Source organism: Mucilaginibacter sp. UYP27, assembly GCF_040547175.1.
Lineage (GTDB): Bacteria > Bacteroidota > Bacteroidia > Sphingobacteriales > Sphingobacteriaceae > Mucilaginibacter.
This window is the reverse complement of sequence record NZ_JBEPPE010000008.1, coordinates 112,476-133,161: the sequence shown is the minus strand read 5'-3', so window position 1 is coordinate 133,161 and position 20,686 is coordinate 112,476. Positions and strand designations below refer to the sequence as shown.

At 43.2% G+C, this 20,686-nt stretch carries 19 protein-coding genes and 1 tRNA gene; 2 read left to right on the top strand and 18 right to left on the bottom strand.

The window, feature by feature from the left end; translation table 11 throughout:
* Window positions 1-59: 59 nt before the first annotated feature.
* The 4 genes from ABIB39_RS19660 to ABIB39_RS19645 all read right to left on the bottom strand — a co-directional run bounded on the left by ABIB39_RS19660 (window position 60) and on the right by ABIB39_RS19645 (window position 5,686).
* Complete coding sequence (locus ABIB39_RS19660) at window positions 60-1,229, bottom strand: hypothetical protein (protein WP_354431880.1); 1,170 nt, start codon at window positions 1,227-1,229, stop codon at window positions 60-62.
* A 16-nt stretch (window positions 1,230-1,245) separates the two neighbouring features.
* Window positions 1,246-3,348, bottom strand: a complete 2,103-nt coding sequence (locus ABIB39_RS19655) for a DUF262 domain-containing protein (RefSeq protein WP_354431878.1) — start codon at window positions 3,346-3,348, stop codon at window positions 1,246-1,248.
* A gap of 7 nt (window positions 3,349-3,355) precedes the next feature.
* A complete protein-coding gene (locus ABIB39_RS19650) occupies window positions 3,356-5,140 on the bottom strand; it encodes a DUF262 domain-containing protein (protein ID WP_354431877.1) in 1,785 nt (594 codons plus the stop codon).
* 472 nt (window positions 5,141-5,612) lie between these two features.
* Window positions 5,613-5,686, bottom strand: a tRNA-Asn gene (locus ABIB39_RS19645).
* 88 nt (window positions 5,687-5,774) lie between these two features.
* Here ABIB39_RS19645 and ABIB39_RS19640 point away from each other — a divergent pair.
* The gene (locus ABIB39_RS19640) at window positions 5,775-6,689 is read left to right on the top strand and encodes a PfkB family carbohydrate kinase (RefSeq protein ID WP_354431876.1); all 915 of its coding nucleotides are present in this window, start codon (window positions 5,775-5,777) and stop codon (window positions 6,687-6,689) included.
* An 85-nt stretch (window positions 6,690-6,774) separates the two neighbouring features.
* Here the strand turns inward: ABIB39_RS19640 and ABIB39_RS19635 are convergent, their stop codons facing one another.
* Genes ABIB39_RS19635 through ABIB39_RS19620 form a run of 4 tightly spaced genes read right to left on the bottom strand, consistent with a single transcriptional unit; the run spans window position 6,775 to window position 9,952 of the window.
* Window positions 6,775-7,773, bottom strand: a complete 999-nt coding sequence (locus ABIB39_RS19635) for an ABC transporter ATP-binding protein (protein WP_354431875.1) — start codon at window positions 7,771-7,773, stop codon at window positions 6,775-6,777.
* Between the two features lie 23 nt (window positions 7,774-7,796).
* Window positions 7,797-8,603, bottom strand: coding sequence for an outer membrane beta-barrel protein (locus ABIB39_RS19630; protein WP_354431874.1), 807 nt, complete (start codon window positions 8,601-8,603; stop codon window positions 7,797-7,799).
* A gap of 19 nt (window positions 8,604-8,622) precedes the next feature.
* A complete protein-coding gene (locus tag ABIB39_RS19625) occupies window positions 8,623-9,393 on the bottom strand; it encodes a hypothetical protein (RefSeq protein ID WP_354431873.1) in 771 nt (256 codons plus the stop codon).
* Window positions 9,383-9,952, bottom strand: coding sequence for an RNA polymerase sigma factor (locus ABIB39_RS19620; protein WP_354431885.1), 570 nt, complete (start codon window positions 9,950-9,952; stop codon window positions 9,383-9,385). Before ABIB39_RS19620 ends, ABIB39_RS19625 begins: the two co-directional genes overlap by 11 nt.
* Before the next feature lie 81 nt (window positions 9,953-10,033).
* On the opposite strand from ABIB39_RS19620, the gene ABIB39_RS19615 reads away from it, so the two are divergent.
* The gene (locus ABIB39_RS19615) at window positions 10,034-10,783 is read left to right on the top strand and encodes a DUF2442 domain-containing protein (RefSeq protein ID WP_354431872.1); all 750 of its coding nucleotides are present in this window, start codon (window positions 10,034-10,036) and stop codon (window positions 10,781-10,783) included.
* A 1-nt stretch (window position 10,784) separates the two neighbouring features.
* On the opposite strand, the gene hemJ is transcribed toward ABIB39_RS19615, so the two are convergent.
* From hemJ to hemA, 10 genes are all read right to left on the bottom strand, one after another.
* Window positions 10,785-11,318: a protoporphyrinogen oxidase HemJ gene (gene hemJ, locus ABIB39_RS19610; RefSeq protein ID WP_354431871.1), complete on the bottom strand. Its 534-nt coding sequence runs from the start codon at window positions 11,316-11,318 to the stop codon at window positions 10,785-10,787.
* Window positions 11,319-11,411: 93 nt separating this feature from the next.
* Window positions 11,412-12,437, bottom strand: coding sequence for a uroporphyrinogen decarboxylase (hemE, locus tag ABIB39_RS19605; RefSeq protein WP_354431870.1), 1,026 nt, complete (start codon window positions 12,435-12,437; stop codon window positions 11,412-11,414).
* A gap of 84 nt (window positions 12,438-12,521) precedes the next feature.
* Window positions 12,522-13,043, bottom strand: a complete 522-nt coding sequence (locus ABIB39_RS19600) for a SusR-related protein (protein WP_354431869.1) — start codon at window positions 13,041-13,043, stop codon at window positions 12,522-12,524.
* 3 nt (window positions 13,044-13,046) lie between these two features.
* Window positions 13,047-13,754 carry a response regulator transcription factor gene (locus ABIB39_RS19595; protein WP_129876228.1) on the bottom strand — a complete coding sequence of 236 codons (708 nt, stop codon included), beginning with the start codon at window positions 13,752-13,754 and terminating at the stop codon, window positions 13,047-13,049.
* A gap of 12 nt (window positions 13,755-13,766) precedes the next feature.
* Window positions 13,767-14,642 carry a sensor histidine kinase gene (locus ABIB39_RS19590; protein ID WP_354431868.1) on the bottom strand — a complete coding sequence of 292 codons (876 nt, stop codon included), beginning with the start codon at window positions 14,640-14,642 and terminating at the stop codon, window positions 13,767-13,769.
* A gap of 75 nt (window positions 14,643-14,717) precedes the next feature.
* Complete coding sequence (hemL, locus tag ABIB39_RS19585; protein ID WP_354431867.1) at window positions 14,718-16,025, bottom strand: glutamate-1-semialdehyde 2,1-aminomutase; 1,308 nt, start codon at window positions 16,023-16,025, stop codon at window positions 14,718-14,720.
* Window positions 16,026-16,141: 116 nt separating this feature from the next.
* Window positions 16,142-17,113: a porphobilinogen synthase gene (gene hemB / locus ABIB39_RS19580; RefSeq protein WP_354431866.1), complete on the bottom strand. Its 972-nt coding sequence runs from the start codon at window positions 17,111-17,113 to the stop codon at window positions 16,142-16,144.
* Between the two features lie 120 nt (window positions 17,114-17,233).
* Window positions 17,234-18,808 (bottom strand): hydroxymethylbilane synthase, encoded by a 1,575-nt coding sequence (gene hemC / locus ABIB39_RS19575; RefSeq protein WP_354431865.1) that lies wholly within the window; start codon window positions 18,806-18,808, stop codon window positions 17,234-17,236.
* A gap of 113 nt (window positions 18,809-18,921) precedes the next feature.
* A complete protein-coding gene (locus tag ABIB39_RS19570; RefSeq protein WP_354431864.1) occupies window positions 18,922-19,389 on the bottom strand; it encodes a hypothetical protein in 468 nt (155 codons plus the stop codon).
* Between the two features lie 51 nt (window positions 19,390-19,440).
* Window positions 19,441-20,667 carry a glutamyl-tRNA reductase gene (gene hemA, locus ABIB39_RS19565; protein ID WP_354431863.1) on the bottom strand — a complete coding sequence of 409 codons (1,227 nt, stop codon included), beginning with the start codon at window positions 20,665-20,667 and terminating at the stop codon, window positions 19,441-19,443.
* Window positions 20,668-20,686: the final 19 nt, after the last annotated feature.

Here is a 20,686-nt window from a genome sequence, read left to right as displayed (position 1 = left end):
GAGTTTCCAACATCCCCACAGTTACAACAACAATAATTATATTTTTGAATTAAATAAGTCTATAAAATACCAGTCCGAACTAAGGGAGGGTTACAATAAAGCATGAATTCTATACGGTACGCTTTTTCATTATCAAGAAAACCGGCCATTACTTGTCGCATGACATGATCTTGCTTAGCAAGGCCAGCAATTAAACGTTCTATGTTATTGACGTTATGTTCCAATTGATTGGTAAAAATTAACTCCTCTTTGGCAGCTTCTACGATAGTGAACTTGCAAAAAAAGGAAAACGGGTTTTCGGACGCCCTTGATTCCATCAGAAAAGTAAACATCTGCCCATTCTTTATTGATTTATGCTCTTTGTAGGTTACCGTTAAGCCAGGCGCGAGAAACCGAAACACATAAGCAAGTCTACTACTTAGGAACGAAAAATTTTCTTTTTCATTTAATAACGCGAACAAAACATAAAACATTTCGCTGATCAATTCATAAAAAGGAAAGACGAATTTGGAGCGCACCCGGACGACGACGAATTGTTCGTCGGGAATTTCCTCAAGGCTTAGCCCGCCATCACTCGTTTTCACGAGATCGTCCAGGTATTCGGTTACCGGCAATGGAAATTCACCACCATTGTGCATGACTTTATTCCGTAAGAATTGCAAAGGTATAATCTTGGTCTGGTAGGGTTGAAAGCCTGAGATATCAAGTTCAATGATCTGATCAAGATATTCCATGATCGATTTTAGATAATCTGCTTGTTCGAAGCGCTCCAGGGAAACGCGTTTTTGATAATGAGCTTGCAGTTGGCTACACAACCGGCGCAACTCAGTTTCCATTAAAGCATAAAGCGTCACTAATGCCGATTTGTTGAAATGATCGGCCATTTCTGAAAAGCTGTTTTTCAACGCTTCTTCTTCATTTGAGAAATGGTATTGCAACTCATCTATTCCTGATTCGTGCGTTGCGTAGCTCTGTTTATCCTGGTCGCTGCCCACAATCTCTTCATAATGAAGCTCATAAGCTTCGTTTGCCTTGGCCATTGCTTCCTGGGCCTTCTTTTTATGATTTAACAGTTGTTCCTTAAACTCATCCTGATAGAGTTTAATAGTCGTTTCGGTATGCTTTTTATAAATCTGCAACTTATGCTGCACCTGTATAAAGAATTTCTCAGGAGTGCTCAATTCAGGCCCCTCAAGGAAATACATGGAAAAACCAAAATCAAATTTCATATTGCAAAGTTAGTCGTTATTGCCCGGCCCATTCTGTCAGTAATTCAAATGGGTTTCTTTTTCTCCCCTTTATGATCTCGGGCGATAACGCAGCATCTTTCTTAAGACCCAGGCTATACCGAAATTGTGTTTTATAGGTTTGAAAGATTGGGTTAACCGTACTTTCCCATTGATCATTGGCAATGCCATTGACGAAAAGCGACCCAAAGCCCTTTTCCTTCCCTAGCCACCCGAAGTTGAAGCCATTATTGAAAAAGCTATCGATATCATGTTTCATGACCCTGCGGTGCAGAATATAATAGAGATAAAGTTGTTCCTTAACATCTGTCATTTCTTCAAGCGGAGCCGTTCGCTTAATCAGCTTTTTAATGAACCTACGTTCCCTATCTCGCAGAAAATCTTCCAAATCAGCCTTTAACGGCGATTTGCTATGGTCGAGCGCAAGGGCAACTACTGAACTGTTCTTTTTGTAATTGCCATCATAGGTCATTCTCGACCAGGGATGGTGGGTATAGAGGGAAGATACAAATAAATCACCCCAGACAGGTTCAAAATCGTTTTTGGAAATGATGGAATAGGAACGGTAGACTGTTGCAAATTTATTTTTATCGAAAAGCGAAATATCTGCAGCAGCTGGATCGAATTGTGCGATCAGATCGGCCGAGCCGACATAATTAGCCGCAATCAACGTTGTGATGTTTCCCCTCAAGTTTTCATTGTCTTCGGCTTCTTCAAACTGCTTTTTGGCTCCTGAATGTGCCTGCATTAATTTTGCCTTCAAAATCTCTTCCCTGCGTTGCGGCACGTAAAAACCATCTAGTAGGTCAGTAGCTTTAGGTTGCATTAAAACGTCATAGATGTTTTCATCGGTAATGATGTTCTCTATGGATGCCAATATCCTTGGCCATTCACGAATGGATTTGTCGGCGGTATTCTCCAGCAGGTTCCTGATTACCCTCATAAAGTCCGGGAAATTGGCCGCAGGCTTTTGCTGATAAAAATACTGTAAGGTGGCGTATAGTAAAATCGACCGGAGGATATCCGTCTGATTTTCGAGGATGCCCTTAAAAATATCATGGACGGTTGTATTACTTTCCCAAAGCAGGTTCTCTTGGGCATAACTTTTCAAAATGCCAATTTGGTCAAGCGAGAAGATAAAGAACTTCAGGTTTTCCTCTTTCGCGTAGATCGTTCCTAAAAGCTTCAGGTTTAGAAAATCTTCTTCATAATGGTCGGCCCTGAATTGTGCGTCCTTAAAATAAAGCATTTGTGAGAGAAATTTGAGATAACCCATGAATGGTTTATCGATAATAAAGCTGTTTTTGTCTTTATAATCCCATAAATTCCCCACCCATTTGTACTCGATCTTGTCTTTTACTTGCTCCAGCAGTTCCGTCTGGTAGGCAATGATATTATAGAACTCCGATTTAAAATGTTCGAAAGGAGTTAGTTCTTTTCCCCGGGCGTTCATCCGGATATACAGATTTTCGCTGAGCCCAAAATGTTCCAATGGTATGAAATAAAAAAAGATCAAAGGATTGTCCGGATCAGTCAGCGCATCGAACAGGCCAGCTGGATGTTCGACCAGATCTTTATTTTCGGCGAACGTGCCAATCATCGTTAGCATGCCTTTAATGGTCGGGTCATTATCCCATTCTTCATCGTACCATTCCGAATTCAGCAGTTCCTGTTTCAAATCGGAAAGCAGAGCCGTTTGCTCTTTTTTGATCAGTAAGCGGCAAAAGTCATGCGCCGATGGGCGGGTTTCATAAGTAAATTTATTGAGTACCGTTTTCGCCTCCGGCATGCGGCCTTCTTTTAACGCAATAAACCAATGCAGTAAAAAAAGGGTGGTTAATCTTTGTTGGCCATCTAAGGGTACGAATAAGGTTTTCCCGACCGCATCAGTAGGATTGGTAATAACAGAGCCGTAAACAAAGTCGAGTTCACGTGGCGTGCCTTTTAATAATGCGTCCAGTAAATATTCGTTCACAAAGCTTTTCCTGATGCGCTCCACGCTAGGAGTTTCCCTTCCCTGGGCATAATCCCGCTGGATGATGGGAACTTCCAGTTTATCATATTGGCTGCATAGCGTCCAAAAAGTATATTTAGTATCCATTCGTAGGTTAGGCTTTGGTAAGGAAATTAGTGATAACCTGGTGTATCGCATTAAAATAGAGCGTCTTGTCAGGTTTGCTCCAGTAATAGGGCTGGTTATCTGAATTGCTGTAAAACTTGAGGAACACGTTCCGGGTGCAGGCCGGGATATAGGCGCCTTGTTTTTCAAGTTCAATAATCTTGTTGCGCTTTACTGGAAAAATAGAATTATTGAGCGCCGAGTTATGCTTTTTGGATAGCAGGGCCAAATTATCTAATTCATGTAAGGATGAGGAATCGAACAACGCGATAAGCTCGTCCTTCAGGATGTTAAAATCATTCGCGTTGATCTTTTCGAAGACGAGTAATGACTTAATGCGTTCCACGTAGGTCGTATTGACCATCCGCTTTTCAATTATCTTTTCCGATTTTACCACATCCTCATCGTTTTGAACCTCCACTTCAATAAAGGAGATATGTTCGATGGCCTTTAAGGTTTCCAACAACCAAGTCCTGATTGCCTTTTCCTCCTGCATGGGTTCCGAACGTTGCGCATGGATGTGTTCGATACTCCAGCCGCCATCTTCATATTTGGTTTTCTTAAAATGATCAAAAGGGAATCGGTCATTAATGCCACCTTTGCGGTTTTGAATGGTCAGGATATTGAACAGGAGAAAAAACCTTTCCAGTTCCGGACTGCCATAGGCCAGGCTGCCAATATTCAAATTTTTGAACCGTTCTTTGATCTCATCCTTCAGCCATTTTTCAAATACAGGCTTCGATGTTTTTGATTCACCAAGCAGGTCGGTTACATCGTAATTTTCCGCTAATAGATAACCCACATAATGATAGATCTTTGGATTGACGAACCAAGACTTAAACTTTGCGAAGATCTGTTTGGTTTCATTCCATAAAGCGACCGCGTTTTGGGCCTCTTTATCTTCATTGGCTCCCTTAACCTTTTTTTCAAACCAGAGATAAGTGGAATAGTTTTTCGCCTCGTCGCCGGCAATAATATTAAAGATATACTCTATGCGCGAGGAGTGGTCGGTTTTAACTTTATTGTTCAAGAAATACCATAGTTGTTCCTGGCGCAATTCGTGTTCTATCGCATTCCATTCGGCCGATATTTCTGCCTGGCGCATATTGGCCTCACGGTCGGAAAGGCCATATTTGACTTTTGACAGCAATAGGGCGCGGATCAGTTCGGCATCGGTGAGCGGTATCTTGCCAATATTGAGGCGGTTGAAAATATTGATTTTGTTTTCTTCTTCCAGGTCAGATAGCTGGTACCAGATCACTTGCACCGTTTTGGTGATTTTGGAGTAAAATTCATCGATGTACGATATATCATGCTCTATCTTTTGCTCAAACCATTTGCTTACCACGGTCAGCGCATTGCTGATGAAATGAAAATCCGGGTTTTCATCACTCATCGTAGCTTCACCCAGCTCGGCTAAGAAGTCGGTACTTTTATTGCGCTTCTCAAATGTGATTAAATATTTCGACTTGGCTAAAAACTGAAAGATGATATGTAGTGTGATGAGGCGTTGCTGGCCGTCGATCACCTCCCAGCGATTCATACCCTGATCATCCATACCTGGGCAAACCACGATGGGTTGCAAACAGTAATTGATTTCCGCCGAACGGATGAAATTATGCAGGTCATTTAAAAGTGCTTCAACATGGCGGGTTTCCCAGCGGTATCCCCGCTGGTAATAAGGGATGAGGTAATGTTCTATTCGTGGTTTGCGGGCAGGCGTAGATTCATTTAAAATCATCTTACCAACCGACCGCGTTTCAATAGTATTCATGAGTCAGGTTTATGTTTACAATAATATCAATTAAAATAGAAATACATCATTATCCCGCCTTAGTAAACAACTTATTCAGCGTTCTCGCCAAACGGATGCAGCCATTTCGATGCGATTGGAGACAGGCTGTGTGTTTTACATTCTTAGTGGTCATAAATTGGTTGCAACCGCTTTATATAATTACATGCCAGTAACTGCCAGTAACTGAAACCGGGCTTGGCTAACTTTCAATTTTAGGAACCGAGATTATTTTTATTTCAAAATCTAGGAAAGCCATGAAAACACTAAAGGTATTGCAGATCACAATTATTGTTCTCGTTGCCGGATATGCTGCCTATACTTCTTAAGAAGTCACATTAAATAAAAACAACTTGTTTGCGAATAAATGCAAAAACCTCAAAAATGTGTGAGAAATGTGTGAGAAACAAAAAACCCAACTCGCCAGAGTTGGGTTAAATCATTGATTTTGAGGCTCCTGAGCCTGGACTCGAACCAGGGACCCTCTGATTAACAGTCAGATGCTCTAACCAGCTGAGCTACTCAGGAGTGTTTTTCCGTATTGGAGTGGTGCAAAAGTATGATTTCTGAGGTAATTTCACAATATTTGCACAAAAAAAATTTAAAAATATTTTACATGAGTTTGTTAGTTATTGGTACTGTGGCGTTTGACGCAATTGAAACCCCTTTTGGAAAGACAGATAAAATTGTTGGAGGGGCTGCTACCTATGCAAGTTTGGCGGCTTCTTACTTTTATAACAAGATAAAGATCGTTGCTGTAGTGGGTGATGATTTTCCGCAGGAGGAAATAAAGGACTTTAACATCCACGGGATAGATACCGAAGGCCTGCAGATAAAGCAAGGCGAAAAATCATTCTTCTGGAGTGGCAAATACCATAACGACATGAACAGCCGCGACACATTAGCTACGGAGTTAAATGTACTGGCCGATTTTGACCCGATAATCCCCGAGGCTTACCAGGACTGCGAATACCTAATGCTGGGTAACCTAACCCCACAAGTACAGCGAACGGTTATCAACAGGCTTAAAAATCGCCCCAAACTGATTGTAATGGACACCATGAACTTCTGGATGGATATTGCAATGGACGATTTGCTGGAGACCATTAAAATGGTTGACGTTTTAACCATTAACGATGCCGAAGCACGCCAGTTATCGGGCGAATACTCGTTGGTTAAAGCAGCTAACAAGATCCTTACCATGGGCCCAAAATACCTGATCATTAAAAAAGGTGAGCACGGTGCATTATTATTCCATGAGGACCATATCTTTTCGGCCCCTGCCCTTCCGCTTGCGGAGGTATTTGACCCAACCGGCGCCGGCGATACCTTTGCCGGTGGCTTTATTGGCTATATGGCTAAAGTTGGTACGGTTAGCTTCAATAACATGAAGAATGCTATCATCTTTGGTTCGGCCCTGGCGTCATTCTGTGTGGAGAAATTTGGTACCGAGAAGATCAAAAACTTAACAGACGAAGAGGTTGCCGCACGTGTGCAGCAATTTGTGAAGTTATCATCTTTCGAGATCTAACGATAGATATGCAGATTTCAGATGTGCGGATATGCAAATTGAGTGCATCTGCACATCTACAATCTGCACATTTGCACATCTCCTGTTAATACTCCAGCCATTTTTTTATTTTGAGGCCAACAATGTCGCCATGGTTGTATTTGCCGCTATCGCCGTTCACAACGCGGAGGATCACGCCGTTGTTCTCCAGTATCAGATCTTCGTAAAAACCTTTAAACAGCACTTGCTTTACAGTCCATTTATTGGTTTTAAGCACATTGTTCAGGCGGATCCATTCGGGATATATAACTACGGCTTCTTTTTCGGTTACAATGCCGCAGGCCTTAGCTTCCTCAACATTAAGTACATTACAATTGGTAAGTAATTCGGCTGTGTATAAATTGGCAGGTGCGTGGTAAAGCGTTTTGGGGTGACCGGTTTCTACAATCTCTCCATCCTTTAAAACGATCAGTTCATCAGCCATAGAGAGTACTTCGGCCGGGTCGTGCGATACCATTACCACGGTAAGGCCGGTTTCTTTTACGATCTGCCTGATATCGTGCTGCAACCCCTCGCGAAACGAGGTATCAACCTGGTTAAAGGGTTCATCAAGTAATAAAACATCGGGGCGGGTAATAATGGCGCGGGCTATTGCCACACGTTGTTTCTCGCCACCGCTTAAGTCGGCAACGCGTTTTAGGGCCAGGTGCATCATGTTTAGCTGGGTAAGCACCTGCTCGGTCTTTTCTTCTTTAAGCTTTACATTGGTGCTGGGCAGCATGGCGGCAACGTTATCCCAAACACGGGCAAAAAGATTAAGGTCGTCGGTATGCTGTGTTACCATTTTCATGGCATCATGGCCGGGGATCAGTTTTTCTTCAGGGCCCCAAATGCGTTCATCTTTAAACTTCACAATGCCTTTATCTGGTGAAAGCAAACCGTAAAATAACCTGAGTAAAGTACTTTTACCGCTGCCGCTTTGGCCAATTATAGCTGTTATATTTCCGGGGATAATCTCAAGGTCAATATTTTTAACCCCTGATGCTTCGGCCCCGCCGTATGTCCTGGTAACTGATATTGCCTGTAAAAAAGGTGCTTCTGCCATTGCGGGCAAAGATACTAAATGGTTTACCAACCAACACTCATCCCAAAGGTGAAGTTTCTTAGCCCATCCTGTGCAGGGCTATTCTCAAACATATTATTAAAATAGTATTTACTAAACACGCCTATTGCACCATAACCAACACGCAATGATGCACCATACCTAAACTTAGCGAAGTTATAATTGCCGCTCAACTTTTGCGAGCCGTTCTCCTTGCTCTCCTGCTTTAGGCTGCTGCTAATACGTAGGCCCAGTTCGGCAGCGCCAACAAAGTGGAACCTGCGGCCGTCGTCGTCATCATGGGTACGGAAATCAAATGCTACCGGCACGCGGATGTAAGTTGCCGACAGGCGGTTCTTATCATATTTAACATTATCTACCGTGTAGGCAAGCGGTGCCTGGTTGCGCAGTATGGTTACACTTTCGCGCAGGCGGATGTTTGTCCAGTCGAAACCACCGGCTGTGTAGATCCGGAACGAACTATTGAAACGATAGCTTAATTGTAAGATATCAAAACCTATGTTACTGCTCCTCCACGAGCGGTAATTTAAAAATTGGTTGGTTGGCGATAGTTTAAAGCTGCCGTTATCATTCAGGGTGCTTAACCCAATATCAAACCTGGTAAACGTGAGCCCGAACGAGAAGCCCGGCGCTTTTGAATGCACCGAATTGGTATCGTTTATGGCTACCTGCGTTACGTCATCGCCAAAGCCAAGGCGGATCCTGGTGCGGCGGGTTTTGGTAGTATCGGTGCTGGTTTTAACAGAGTCTGTTTGGGCAAACAGCGTTATTGCCGCCAGGCATATTATCATGGTAAAAATCAGGCGTTTCATATCGTAGTATATTTATATTCTATTCTTCTATCTTTTTTATTTTAATAAAGCCAAGGTTCAATCCGCTCAGGGTAGAATCATCCTCATCTTTAGTGGTCGAAAATTCTATCAGTTTGTCTTTACGTTTATCAACCTTACCCACTACAGCGTTTATTAAGTCGCCAAAGTTACGGAAGCGGTGCTTTTTAACCGGCGCCGCAGCCAATGTTTTACTTGCAGTTGCATCTTGTGCCTGCGCCGCTAAAGTATTTGTTTTTAACGGTTGATTGTCGGGTATGTCTATCTTATCATTAAAAGTTACACTTCTATCGGGCACCACAAACTTCACAGGCACATCTACCTTTTGAACAACCTGCGCCAGTTGCGGTGCAGGCTTTATCGCTTGTTCTTCTGTTGATACAGCCCTATCCTTAGCAAACTTTGTTTTTTGCTTGCGCCCTAACTTGCCGTTGGCTTTAAAACTGGCCATGCTTCGCCTTAATTCGTCAGTTTGAGGCCCAGCTAACTTTGGCGCCACAGTTACCGGCTGTATAATTGTTTTTGCAGGCTTATTGTTTTTAGCCACGGCTATTTGCACCGGCTTTTTAGTAATTTCTTTTGTGTTTGATACAAAATACAAGCCCGCACCAAGTAATATCAGCAAACTCGCGGCACTGCTAAGGTAAACGCCAAACGGCTTTTTCTTTTTATCAATTTGGGATGTTATGCCGCCCCATACTGCGGCGGATGGCTCAACCTCAAAATTATCAAGCTTAGACCTAAACAGGCTGTCAATTTCTTTATCCTGCATATCCATATTTTTTATTGTCTATTTTCAATATCTGTTCCTTTAAAATAGCCCTCGCCCTTGATAATTGCGACTTTGACGCCCCTTCGCTGATGCCCATAATATCGGCTATCTCTTTATGCGAGTACCCGTCAATAGCATACAAGTTAAACACCATGCGGTAACCCGGTGACAGCGCTTTTATCAATACCAGCAGGTCCTGTGCTTCCAGGCTACTTGATGCCGCGGCACTAACCGATGGCTCATACCCGGCCTCATCAATATCAACTACCTGCATCATTTTATGGTGGCGGCGATAATATTCGATGGAACTGTGCACCATAATACGCCTCACCCAGCCTTCAAACGAACCATCGCCCCGGTAATCGGCGATCTTTTGAAACACCTTTATAAACCCGTCCTGCAGCATGTCCTCCGCTTCCATTTTATCGGTAGCGTAGCGCATACACACACCCAGCATTTTAGCCGCGAGTTGTTTATACAGCAATTCCTGCGCCTTTCGCTGCCCGTCTTTACAGCATTTTACCAGATGATCTATAGTAGGTTTAGGTTCCAAAAACATCATTTAACAGTAAGATGTAAAGGAGTGCCGAATGGTTGCATGGGTGGTGAAATAAAATTTAATTAATATATTCACAATAATATGAACAAAACCTATACAGTATCAAAAAAAGGGTTTCCAGCGCTGATTATAGCAGTTGTCTTGGCTATTGTTATGCTTTTATCGAGCTCGCCACCCATTGTGATTATAATAGTTGCTGTGATAATAGGTTGCATAATTATCACTGTTGTACTTAGAAAGGAATATGCCTACAGCATTACCATAGATGCCAAAAACAAACTAATAACATTTGTTACGAAAAGCCGGACGAGTATTGAAACCGACATCTGTAAATTTGATGAGCTAACTTTTATTTATCGAAAACGCTTGGATTACTATTCTTACACAAACGGTTATTTGAAAGAAAAGCGAGATATTCTATTGATACTTAATAAAAGAAAAGACTTAGCCTTTTTAGTGCCAGGGCAGGACGGTTGGAGTTATGCAGCCATATTAGATCTGGCAAAAACACTCACCTTGTTAGGTGTAACACAAACCATAGAAAAGTATAACGACGACGAGATAATCTTGACAACCACTTCTTGTGATTTAGTACAAGTTATATCGGCCAAGTACATTACGAAATATCTAATAAAGATTGCCTTTTCGGACGGAACTCAAAAGACAGTTGATTTTGAGCCATTTCTTTCCCAATCGTTTCACCCATCTATTAGCAAATATCTTAACAAAGATTTATTCGCTCAATTCGAGGTATTAGATGGAAATTTAAACTGGAATAATTACGACCTAATATTTCCGGTTCATAACCTGCATGAAGGTGCAATAGTTTAACCTACCTCTTCTCCCTAAAATACTTATAGATCTTCACAGCCGACATTATAATTAAACTGAACAGGATTATCCCTATCACCCCGAAGATCCAGTTCAGCGCACTTTTAAGCACTACCAGGAACACTATGGCGAAAAGTAGAATAGTGGCCAGCTCGTTCCATAAACGGAGTTTGATAGACGTCCATTTGAATATGCCGTGGGCCATTTGCTTCATCATTTTTTGGCAGATGAAATGGTAAGCTATCAGTACCACAACAAAAGTAAGCTTAACATGCAACCAGGGCATTTTCCATAAAAAGGGCCTAAGATGCAGCATGGTTGCCCCTGCTGCAATCACAAAATACATACTTGGGGTAGCGATGATCCACCAAAGCTTTTTTTCGATGATCTCGAACTGGTCAGAAAGAATTGTACGGGCGGGTTCGGGCTTGTCCTGTGCCTCGCGGTGGTAGATAAACAGGCGCACAATGTAAAACAGCCCCGCCATCCAGCAGACTACAAATATGATATGTATGGCTAAAACGTATTGGTACATGGCCTATTTATATTTGTTTTGGGTCATGCTGAGCCTGTCGAAGCATGTGGGCAAAGGCCACCGCTCACCCTTCGACAGGCTCAGGGTGACAGACTAATATCTAAACTCTTTTATAACCTCTACCGCGTACTTCACGTTATCAAACGGGATATCCGGCATAATGCCATGACCGAGGTTAAAAATAAACCCGTTTTCGCCCCTCATCCGCTCAAAAAGGCGATGGATGCGGTCTTTTATTACCGATTTATCGGCATATAAAATATGCGGGTCAAGGTTGCCTTGTACGGCAATGTTTTGAGGTAAACGGTTCTTGATATCCAACAGGTCAACATTCCAGTCGATAGATATTACATCCGGTTTGGCCTCTGCCATTAGCGGTGCAAATACTGAACTGCCTTTACAGAACGATATCACCGGGATATCCTTCCTGTTTAGTTTGCTGATGATCTCTACGATATAACGGTGTGAGAATTCGGTATAATCATCCCATGACAATGCCTGCGCCCAACTATCGAAGATCTGCACGGCATTGACACCCGCTGCAATTTGCAGGTTAAGGTAATCTGCCGTTACGGTAGCAATTTTTGATAATAACTGGTGCGCCATTTCCGGGTGGTTATGCAGCATCAGTTTGGTCAGTTTAAAATCTTTTGAAGACCCGCCTTCTACCAGGTAGCTCATTACGGTGAACGGTGCACCTGCAAAACCTATCAACGGGATGCGGCCATTTAAACGTTGCTTAATAACCTTGATAGCATCAGCCACATATTGTAACCTATCGCCAACATTGGTTTCTAAAGCGTCAATATCGGCTTGTGTGCGTACGGGGTTGGCAAACTTAGGGCCTATGCCTTGTGTAAAGCTAAGGTCGCCGCCCATAGCTTCGCCGGTAACCAATATATCCGAAAACAGAATAGCCGCGTCTATATCTAACAGGTCAACAGGCAGCATGGTAACATCGGCGGCCAGTTCAGGCGTTTTGCACATCTCCAGGAACGAGTATTTGTTTTTGATCTCCCAATACTCGGGCATAAAGCGGCCGGCCTGGCGCATCATCCATACGGGTGGTCGTTCTGTTTTCTCTGAAAATGCGGCTTTTAAAAATAACGAATCTTTCATGTTTGTGGAGAGGCAAGATAACAAGCGTCAGGATGCAAGACAAAAAATCTTGGTTCATGGCTCTTACAATCTTGCCTCTTTGTTTTAGTGTTTTCTAAGTTCCTGCTCAACCTTTTGGATCACGTCCTTCATCTTGGCAGTTATATTTTCTTTATGTTTTTCGGTAAGCTGCAGGTATGCTTTAGCTTTTTCAAAATTACCGTTACGTACATTTATGTTTGCCACATGTACCAACGCGGCCACATGATCATTAGCGCTGCGGAGCGGGTACAGGGCGGCCATCTCGTAGTGTTGCTCAGCCTCGGCATATTCCCGTTTTTGCAGGCAAACACCGCCATATATAAACTCGTAAAACCCGCGTCGCCTTTTGCTAAGCCACTCGGGTTTCGGTACTTGTTTTAACAGGCTTTCGGCCTTATCGTAATCCTTTTGGTGGAACGCCTTTGCAGCAAGCACAATGGTACCCTGTTTAAAGTAGCCCCATATCAACAGCCCAATAAACATTACGTTAACCGCTGCCAGCTCGTAAACCTTGTACTTAAGTACAAAAGCCAGCGATATAATAAAAAGCCCGGTTACTAATATTCGTGCCCTGTTTGTAAACATGTATTAGTGCTGGTTATCGGTAAATTTATAACCTACGCCACGTATCGAGTGGAAATAAACCGGGTTTTTAGGATCCGGTTCAAAGTATTTACGGAAGGTTAGGATAAAGTTATCGATAGTACGGGTTGACGGGTAAACGTCATAATTCCATACGGTTTCCAAGATCTGCTCACGCGATACCGCCTCGTTACGGCGTTCTATCAAAAGCTTAAGCAGCATGGTTTCTTTTTTAGTTAAAGGGGTGATGCTTTCATCGCCGTTAACCAGTTCGAACGAGTTAAAGTGGATGGTTTTATCACCAATTTTGTAACTGTTAAACTCTTTAAGATCATCGCCTTTTAAGCTGCGTTTTACCAGGTTGTTTACCCGAAGGATCAACTCTTCCAGGTTAAAGGGTTTGGTCAGGTAATCATCAGCACCTTTTTTAAGGCCCGATATTTTATCTTCGTTAGTGTTTTTCGCGGTAAGGAACATGATGGGCACCTCAGAGTTTTCCAGGCGGATGGTTTCTGCAACCACAAAGCCGTCTATCTCGGGCATCATTACGTCTAATATCACCAGGTTAAAGCGCTCTTCTTTAAAAATCTGAAGGGCCTTTTTACCGTTGTTTGCTGTAGAAACCTTATAACCTTCCAGCTCCAGGTTTAACTTGATGGCCTCTAATAAATGATCTTCGTCTTCGGCTAATAAAATTCTTTTTTTGTTTGGCATGGTCTCCATGATTTAGGTTAATGCAAATACTACTTCAAATACACTCCCGGCAGGGCGGTTGTCTTTAACTTTTATGCTGGCCTGGTGCTTATCCAATACTTCTTTTACAATGTATAAACCCAAACCTGTGCCTTTTGTGTTTCGTGTATCTTCGCTGCCTACACGGTAAAATTTATCAAAAATACGTGGCTTCTCATTGTCTGCAATACCTATGCCATGGTCTGCCACCTGAAAGTAAACTTTACCTTCCTTCTCAAATAGCTTCACATTTACGGTTTCGCAAGGGCTCGAATATTTTACAGCATTCTCCACCAGGTTAGTAACAACGGATGTTAATGCAAATTTGTCACCTGTTATTTCAATTTTCGGCTCTATTTCGGCATTAATGATCTGCTGGTTGCAATCACACTTACTTATCTGCAGTCGGTTTACAATACTATCCACCAAAACAGATAAGTTAAACTTGGCTTTTGGGAAACTATATGAACGGTTATCTATCTTAGATGCCAGCAGCATATTCTCTACCATATCATCCAAACGCTCCACATCAAGCAGCGATTTACCAATAAAATCAAGGATCTGCGCTTTCAAAAGATCGCGCTTTTGGATGGTTTGCAATAGTATTTTGATAGACGCAAGCGGCGATTTAAGTTCGTGCGTTACCGAAAGCAGGAAGTTCTTTTTCTGCTCCTGTAGCTTGGCTTCCTTGTTTAGCGACTGGTGCAAGAAGTATGCGCCAACTAAAAACACGGTCACAAACATACAACCTTCGCCCATAATCATGCCTTTACGGCTTGGGTTTAGGTGCACCAGCATGTACCCCCACCATATCAGTTCCGCTACAGCATAAATGATGATGGCATAAAATATAACGAGTGTTTTTTTCATAACTTATTCCAAGTTTGCAGTTGGTAGCTTGCCGTTGGCAGGATGCTGTGCAAACTGCTAACCGTTTACTGCCAACTATCTGAATACAATATCCAGACTATCAAATATAGCTGTTTTTGTGGTTTCTAAATCAGTATTGGTGTGTACTGCCGATATAAAGCCAACTTCGTAGCCCGACGGGCCAAAATAAATGCCCCTGTTTATCAGTTCGCGGTGCATTTCTTTAAACTTAATCATACTTGCCGGGTCAATTTGCTCGGCTGTAGTGATACTGTCGTGATCGGTAAAGGCGAACCAAAAGATAGAACCGATGGTAAATATTTTTAATCCGTAACCGCGTTCGGCCACAAAACCTTCTATAGCCTTTACAAAGCCTGCCGTTTTGGCATGCAAATCTTCATAGAAGCCTGGTTTTAATAATTCAGTTAGCTGCGCGATGCCTGCTGCCATTGCAACCGGATTACCGGATAAAGTACCTGCCTGGTAAACCGAACCCACCGGCGAGATATGATCCATCACTTCTGCCGATGCACCGTAGGCGCCAACAGGCAAACCACCACCGATGATTTTACCATAAGTAATGATATCCGGTTGGATGTTGTAATAAGCCGCTGCACCTTCAAAGCCCACACGGAAGCCTGAGATCACCTCGTCAAATATCAACATGGTGCCGTTGTCGGTACACAGTTGTCGCAGGTGGTTTAAATAATTCTGCGTTTGTAAAAGCAAGCCATTGTTAGCGGGAACAGGCTCGATAATAACGGCCGCGATTTGCCCCTTAAACTCTTCAAAGGCCTCTTGCAGGGCTTTTTTATCGTTAAGAGATACAACTATGGTTTCATCTGCAAAGGCCTTTGGCACACCTGCTGATGAGGTTTCCCCAAACGTAACCAGTCCAGAGCCTGCCTTAACCAATAAAGCATCGGTATGGCCGTGATAGCAACCTTCAAACTTCAAAATCTTATCGCGTTTGGTATAACCCCTTGCCAACCTGATGGCCGACATCACCGCTTCAGTGCCTGAGCTTACAAAACGGATCTTCTCTATAAATCTATTATTGCCGAGGATAAGTTCTGCCAGCTCATTCTCCAAAGCTGTAGGCGCACCGAAGGACATGCCGTTCTGCATAACCTCCATCACTTTATTACGAACTGCGGGATTGTTATGCCCTAAAATAAGCGGCCCCCATGAGCAGCAAAAATCGATAAACTCGTTACCATCGGCATCCCAAATATGGCTGCCATCGCCTTTTTCGATAAAAAGCGGCGTACCGTAAACAGATTTGAACGCCCTTACCGGCGAGTTTACCCCGCCCGGGAAATAGGTCTTCGCTTTTTCGTACAATGCCGCAGATTTTGCTCTGCTTATATTCGGTATGCTCATTTTGTTTGTTCAAAATTGTCATTGCGAGCGATAGCGCGGCAATCTTGTCGCTTGCTTATTGACGCGACGAGATTGCCACGTCGCTACGCTCCTCGCAATGACATATTATTTTATACTTACAACCACTTATTCAACAACACCTCTTTAGCGTGATAGGTTAATATCGCGCTGGCGCCGGCACGGCGAAAACTGGTCAGCACCTCGGTAACCGAGCGCTGCTCGTTCAGCCAGCCGTTTTGTACCGCTGCTTTTATCATGGCGTATTCGCCACTTACATTGTAGGCAGCAATGGGGAGTTCTGTATTATCTTTTAATAGTTTAATCACATCCAGGTAAGGCAAGCCCGGTTTCACCATCAGGAAATCGGCACCTTCTGCCTCGTCCAAACGGGCTTCTATCAAAGCCTCGCGCTGGTTGGCGGGGTTCATCTGGTAAGTTTTTTTATCGCCAAATTTTGGGGCAGAGTTTAAAGCATCCCTAAACGGGCCGTAAAAAGCACTGGCATATTTAGCCGAGTACGACATAATAGATACGCCTGTAAAACCGGCATCATCCAGCGTTTTGCGGATGTAGCCCACACGGCCGTCCATCATATCTGATGGCGCTATAATATCGGCACCGCTCCGGGCATGGGCCAGTGCCATCTTACCAAGTATCTCTAATGTTTCGTCATTCAGGATCTCGCCATTTTCAACAAGGCCATCGTGGCCGTCGCTGCTGTAGGGGTCCATCGCTACATCGGTTATCACACAAGCCTCCGGAAATTCTTTTTTAACCGAACGGATAGCCCGCAGGTAAAGGCTCTCGTCGCGGTGGCTTTCTGTAGCGTATTTATCTTTTAACGCCTCGTCTATATTTGGGAAAAGGTCGAAAGAGTTTAAACCCAGTTTCATGCAGCTTTCTACTTCGCGCAGCAGGTTATCTATCGAATACCTAAAAATACCCGGCATAGATCTTACCTCGGTTTTCTGATTCTCGCCCTCCACAATAAAAAGCGGGAAAATCAGGTTAGCCGCGCTAACATGCGTTTCCTGCACCATCTGGCGGATAACTTCACTCTTACGGTTTCTTCTTGGTCGTTGTAGCATATAGCTTTTGGTTCATGGTTGATGGTTCATAGTAATACCAAGCAACCTCACATCAATATTTGTTCTTAATCGATGCCCAGTATATCACTATGATCTATGAACCATCAACTATGAACTATTTTATATTCCAAACACTGCCTCTGCCAGTCCAACTTCGTCGGGAGAGAAGGGCAGGGTATATTTTACGCCCATTTCATCAAACTTTTTACCGGTTGATTTGCCAATGGCTATCACCTTTTGCTGCGGTTCCAGCAGGTTATCGGCAAAGTAGGCTTCCACATTACTTGGGCTGGTAAATACCACCACATCGGCACCTGTTGGCTCTACACCCTCTTCCAGTACGGTTTCGTAAACGGGCAAGTCAATTATTTTTGTTTCGGCAGATAGGCCCTGCTGAATGCTCCTCATCGGGCTATCGGCACCCGGGAACAGGATGGTTGTTCCGTTTGCCAGTGCGGCAAAGTCGGCGGCTACATCTACAGTATCATTGCTTTCACCAACAAAATCTGCAAAGTGGCCATTGCGGCGCAGCATATCTTCGCTACCGGCACCCATTACCCCAAACTTTATTTTTTTAGGGAATTGCGGTGATAACTTAAAGAAGTACTCGACGGCGTTTTTACTGGTAAAAAACACCCAGTCGATATTTCTCATTATGTACGAATCAAATTTGGTGATAACCGGCACGGTGCGGATCAGCGAACGCGCCTCTATCTCTATCTTATGTTTTTCGAGCGCCTTGCGGAAATAACTTGTAGCCGATATATCTCTCGAGATAAAAACTTTCGACGGGAATTTTCTGTCCTTAGCAAAGCGGGCAACAATTTTCTCCGCAACACCATCAAGGGTTGCGCTCTCAATAAAGTAACGGTCGGGAAATTCATCTCCGGCTTCTGCCTTTGAGGTAAACACCTGGAATTTCCCATCATCCCTACGGCAATAAACACCTAAAGGCAAGTGGCAGCCGCCGCCAAACATTTTTAATACGCCGCGCTCCAAAGAAAGTTCTTCGGCAACATCCGGGTGGTTTAGTGCCTGCAAAGCCTCAAATAAATCGGTATTGCTTTCGCGGATCTGGATGGCTAATGCGCCCTGTGCCGGTGCTGGTATAAATTCGGTAGCGGTAAGTTCCTCTACGTGAAACTCGCTCAGGTCGATACCTAAACGGGTAACGCCTGCCTTTGCCAGCATAATGGCGTCGTACTTTTCGTCGCGTAGTTTACCTATCCGGGTAGGCACATTGCCCCGCAGTTCATCTATTTCCAGGTCGGGGCGCACGGCAAGCAATTGTGCTTTGCGCCTGTTTGATGATGTACCTACCAGGCCGCCAAACTTAACGGATAGCTTTTGGCGTACATCAACCACATCTTTCAAGATCAACAACAGTTCAGCCGGGTCTTCCCGTTCTGAAACTGCTGCGATAATGAGTCCCGGAGGGTTTTCTGTTGGCAGGTCCTTGTGCGAATGCACAGCCAGATCTATAGTACCTGCCAATAATTCTTCTTCTAATTCTTTAGTAAAAAAGCCCTTACCTTCCAGCTTATCAAAGCTGAGGTTAAGGATGCGGTCGCCCTGTGTTTTTATAATTTTAAGTTCGGCGGTAATGTTAATTGCGGCCAGGCTATCTTTTACAAAATTGGCCTGCCATAAAGCTAAATCGCTGCCACGTGTTCCTATTATTACTGTTCTGTCCAAGGGGATAAATTTTTACAGTACAAATTTAATTTTTTATGCACAGTAATATAGTATTAATTAAGGATATGAAAGTAGGCTGACTAATATTGTTAAGAATAGGCAAAAGGTAAATGTTATACGTTACGAAACTCCCAGTGCTTTCTATAATATTTCAAAAGTATATCAAGGTCCTGCGGCCGTATATTCAAAGGCTCAATCATCACCTTTTCTTTGCCTTTAGGGTGGGTGTAGTCTAATGTCGGCCTTGCACCCCTCCCTGTGTACTCACCGGATACACGTTCATCCGAAATTTTAGCCCAATCGTAAAAAGGTGTATTTGCAGTTTGGATACCTGCTGTATTGATGATTACCTGTGGTTTATTGTTTACAAGCCATCTCGCTTTTACAACTATTAAGCACAAGGGAACCAAACAAACTATCGTTCCTAATAAAACATGCCCAATAGCAAACCAAAATATTCCTATGCCAACAAATACGCATAGAAATAAAATACTGATGACGGCAAAATATTTAGAATAATAGATTTTAACCTCTGGTGGAATGGGATTTGATACAGTAATATTTGGAGTAAAAAGGCTCATATCATTACGTTAATTAAGCTAATAACGCAATTATTTGATAGAAAGAAAAGCTTAGTTATTATTGATCAATATATCCTTCGCCATGATCATGGGGACGCTGATATATTTTTTTTCCATGTAGTTGATCACCTTCTCCAGTATCTCGCGCGATTCTTTATCAAGGCTTTGTACCTCTTCGGCAAAAACGATATTAATAGCGCTATTGCGGATATCTTTAATTTTCTCCGGCACCTGGCGCATTGCCAGCTCAATTTTTCGCTGTTTAAGCATCACCAAATGCTCGGCAATGTTTTGCTCTATAATGGCTTCGGCATGTACCAGTTCCTGGTAACGCTCCTGCAGGTTTTTCTTGGCGATTTCGTTAAGGCTATGCACTTCTATAAAGTTCACATCAAATTGCTCCAGCACTTCCGGCGCGGTATCATTAGGGATAGCCAGGTCTACGATGGTTTTTTTATCGGTATCGCCGTTTAAAAGCGATGTGTAGATCTCTTTTGTAAGGATAGGCTCTACTGCAGATGTACAGGTGATGATGGCATCAAAGCCGCCTTTAAAATTCTTAAGCTCGTGAAGCTCATAAGCCTGGCCGCCAAGATCGTTAGCCAATTGCTGCGCTTTCGAGAGTGTGCGGTTAAAAACCGAGAAGTTTGAGAATTTATGTTTTTGAAGGTATTTAGAAATATTGCGGTTCGTTTCGCCGGCACCGATAATAAGGATACGGGCGTTAGCGCAAAGTTTTAGGTCTTTTAACTTACGGTAAGCTAATGACACTACCGAAATTGGATTTTTTGAAATATTGGTGTGGGTATAAACCTCTTTAGCTGCCTTTACCACGCACTCCATGGTTACACGCAGTTTATCGCCGGTTAGGCCAGCCCCGCGGCAATCTTCGTAAGCTTTGCGTAACTGGGCTAAAATTTCTTTCTCGCCAACTATCAGGCTTTCTAAAGAGCATGAGGTACGCAACAAATGGTTCATGGCGTCCTGCCCTTCGTAAATAGAAGCGGCATCAAGGAAAGTTGTGGTTGAGTGCGAACAAAGGCCAGTTTCTAAAGAAGAAAGAAACTCATGTGCAAAGGCCTTGTCAATAACTTGCGGGGTAGAAAACACAAATTCTACCCGATTACAGGTAGATAGGTAAAAGATCTCATCGATAGCAAAACGTGCTTTAACATCACGAAGCTTGTCGGTCAGGCTTTCCTGGCATAGCACCAATCGTCCCAATTCCTTCAGCTCAATGTGTTTATGTGTAAAAGCGATAACTTTTAAATACTTCAAAGCAGTTTTATATTTTGAC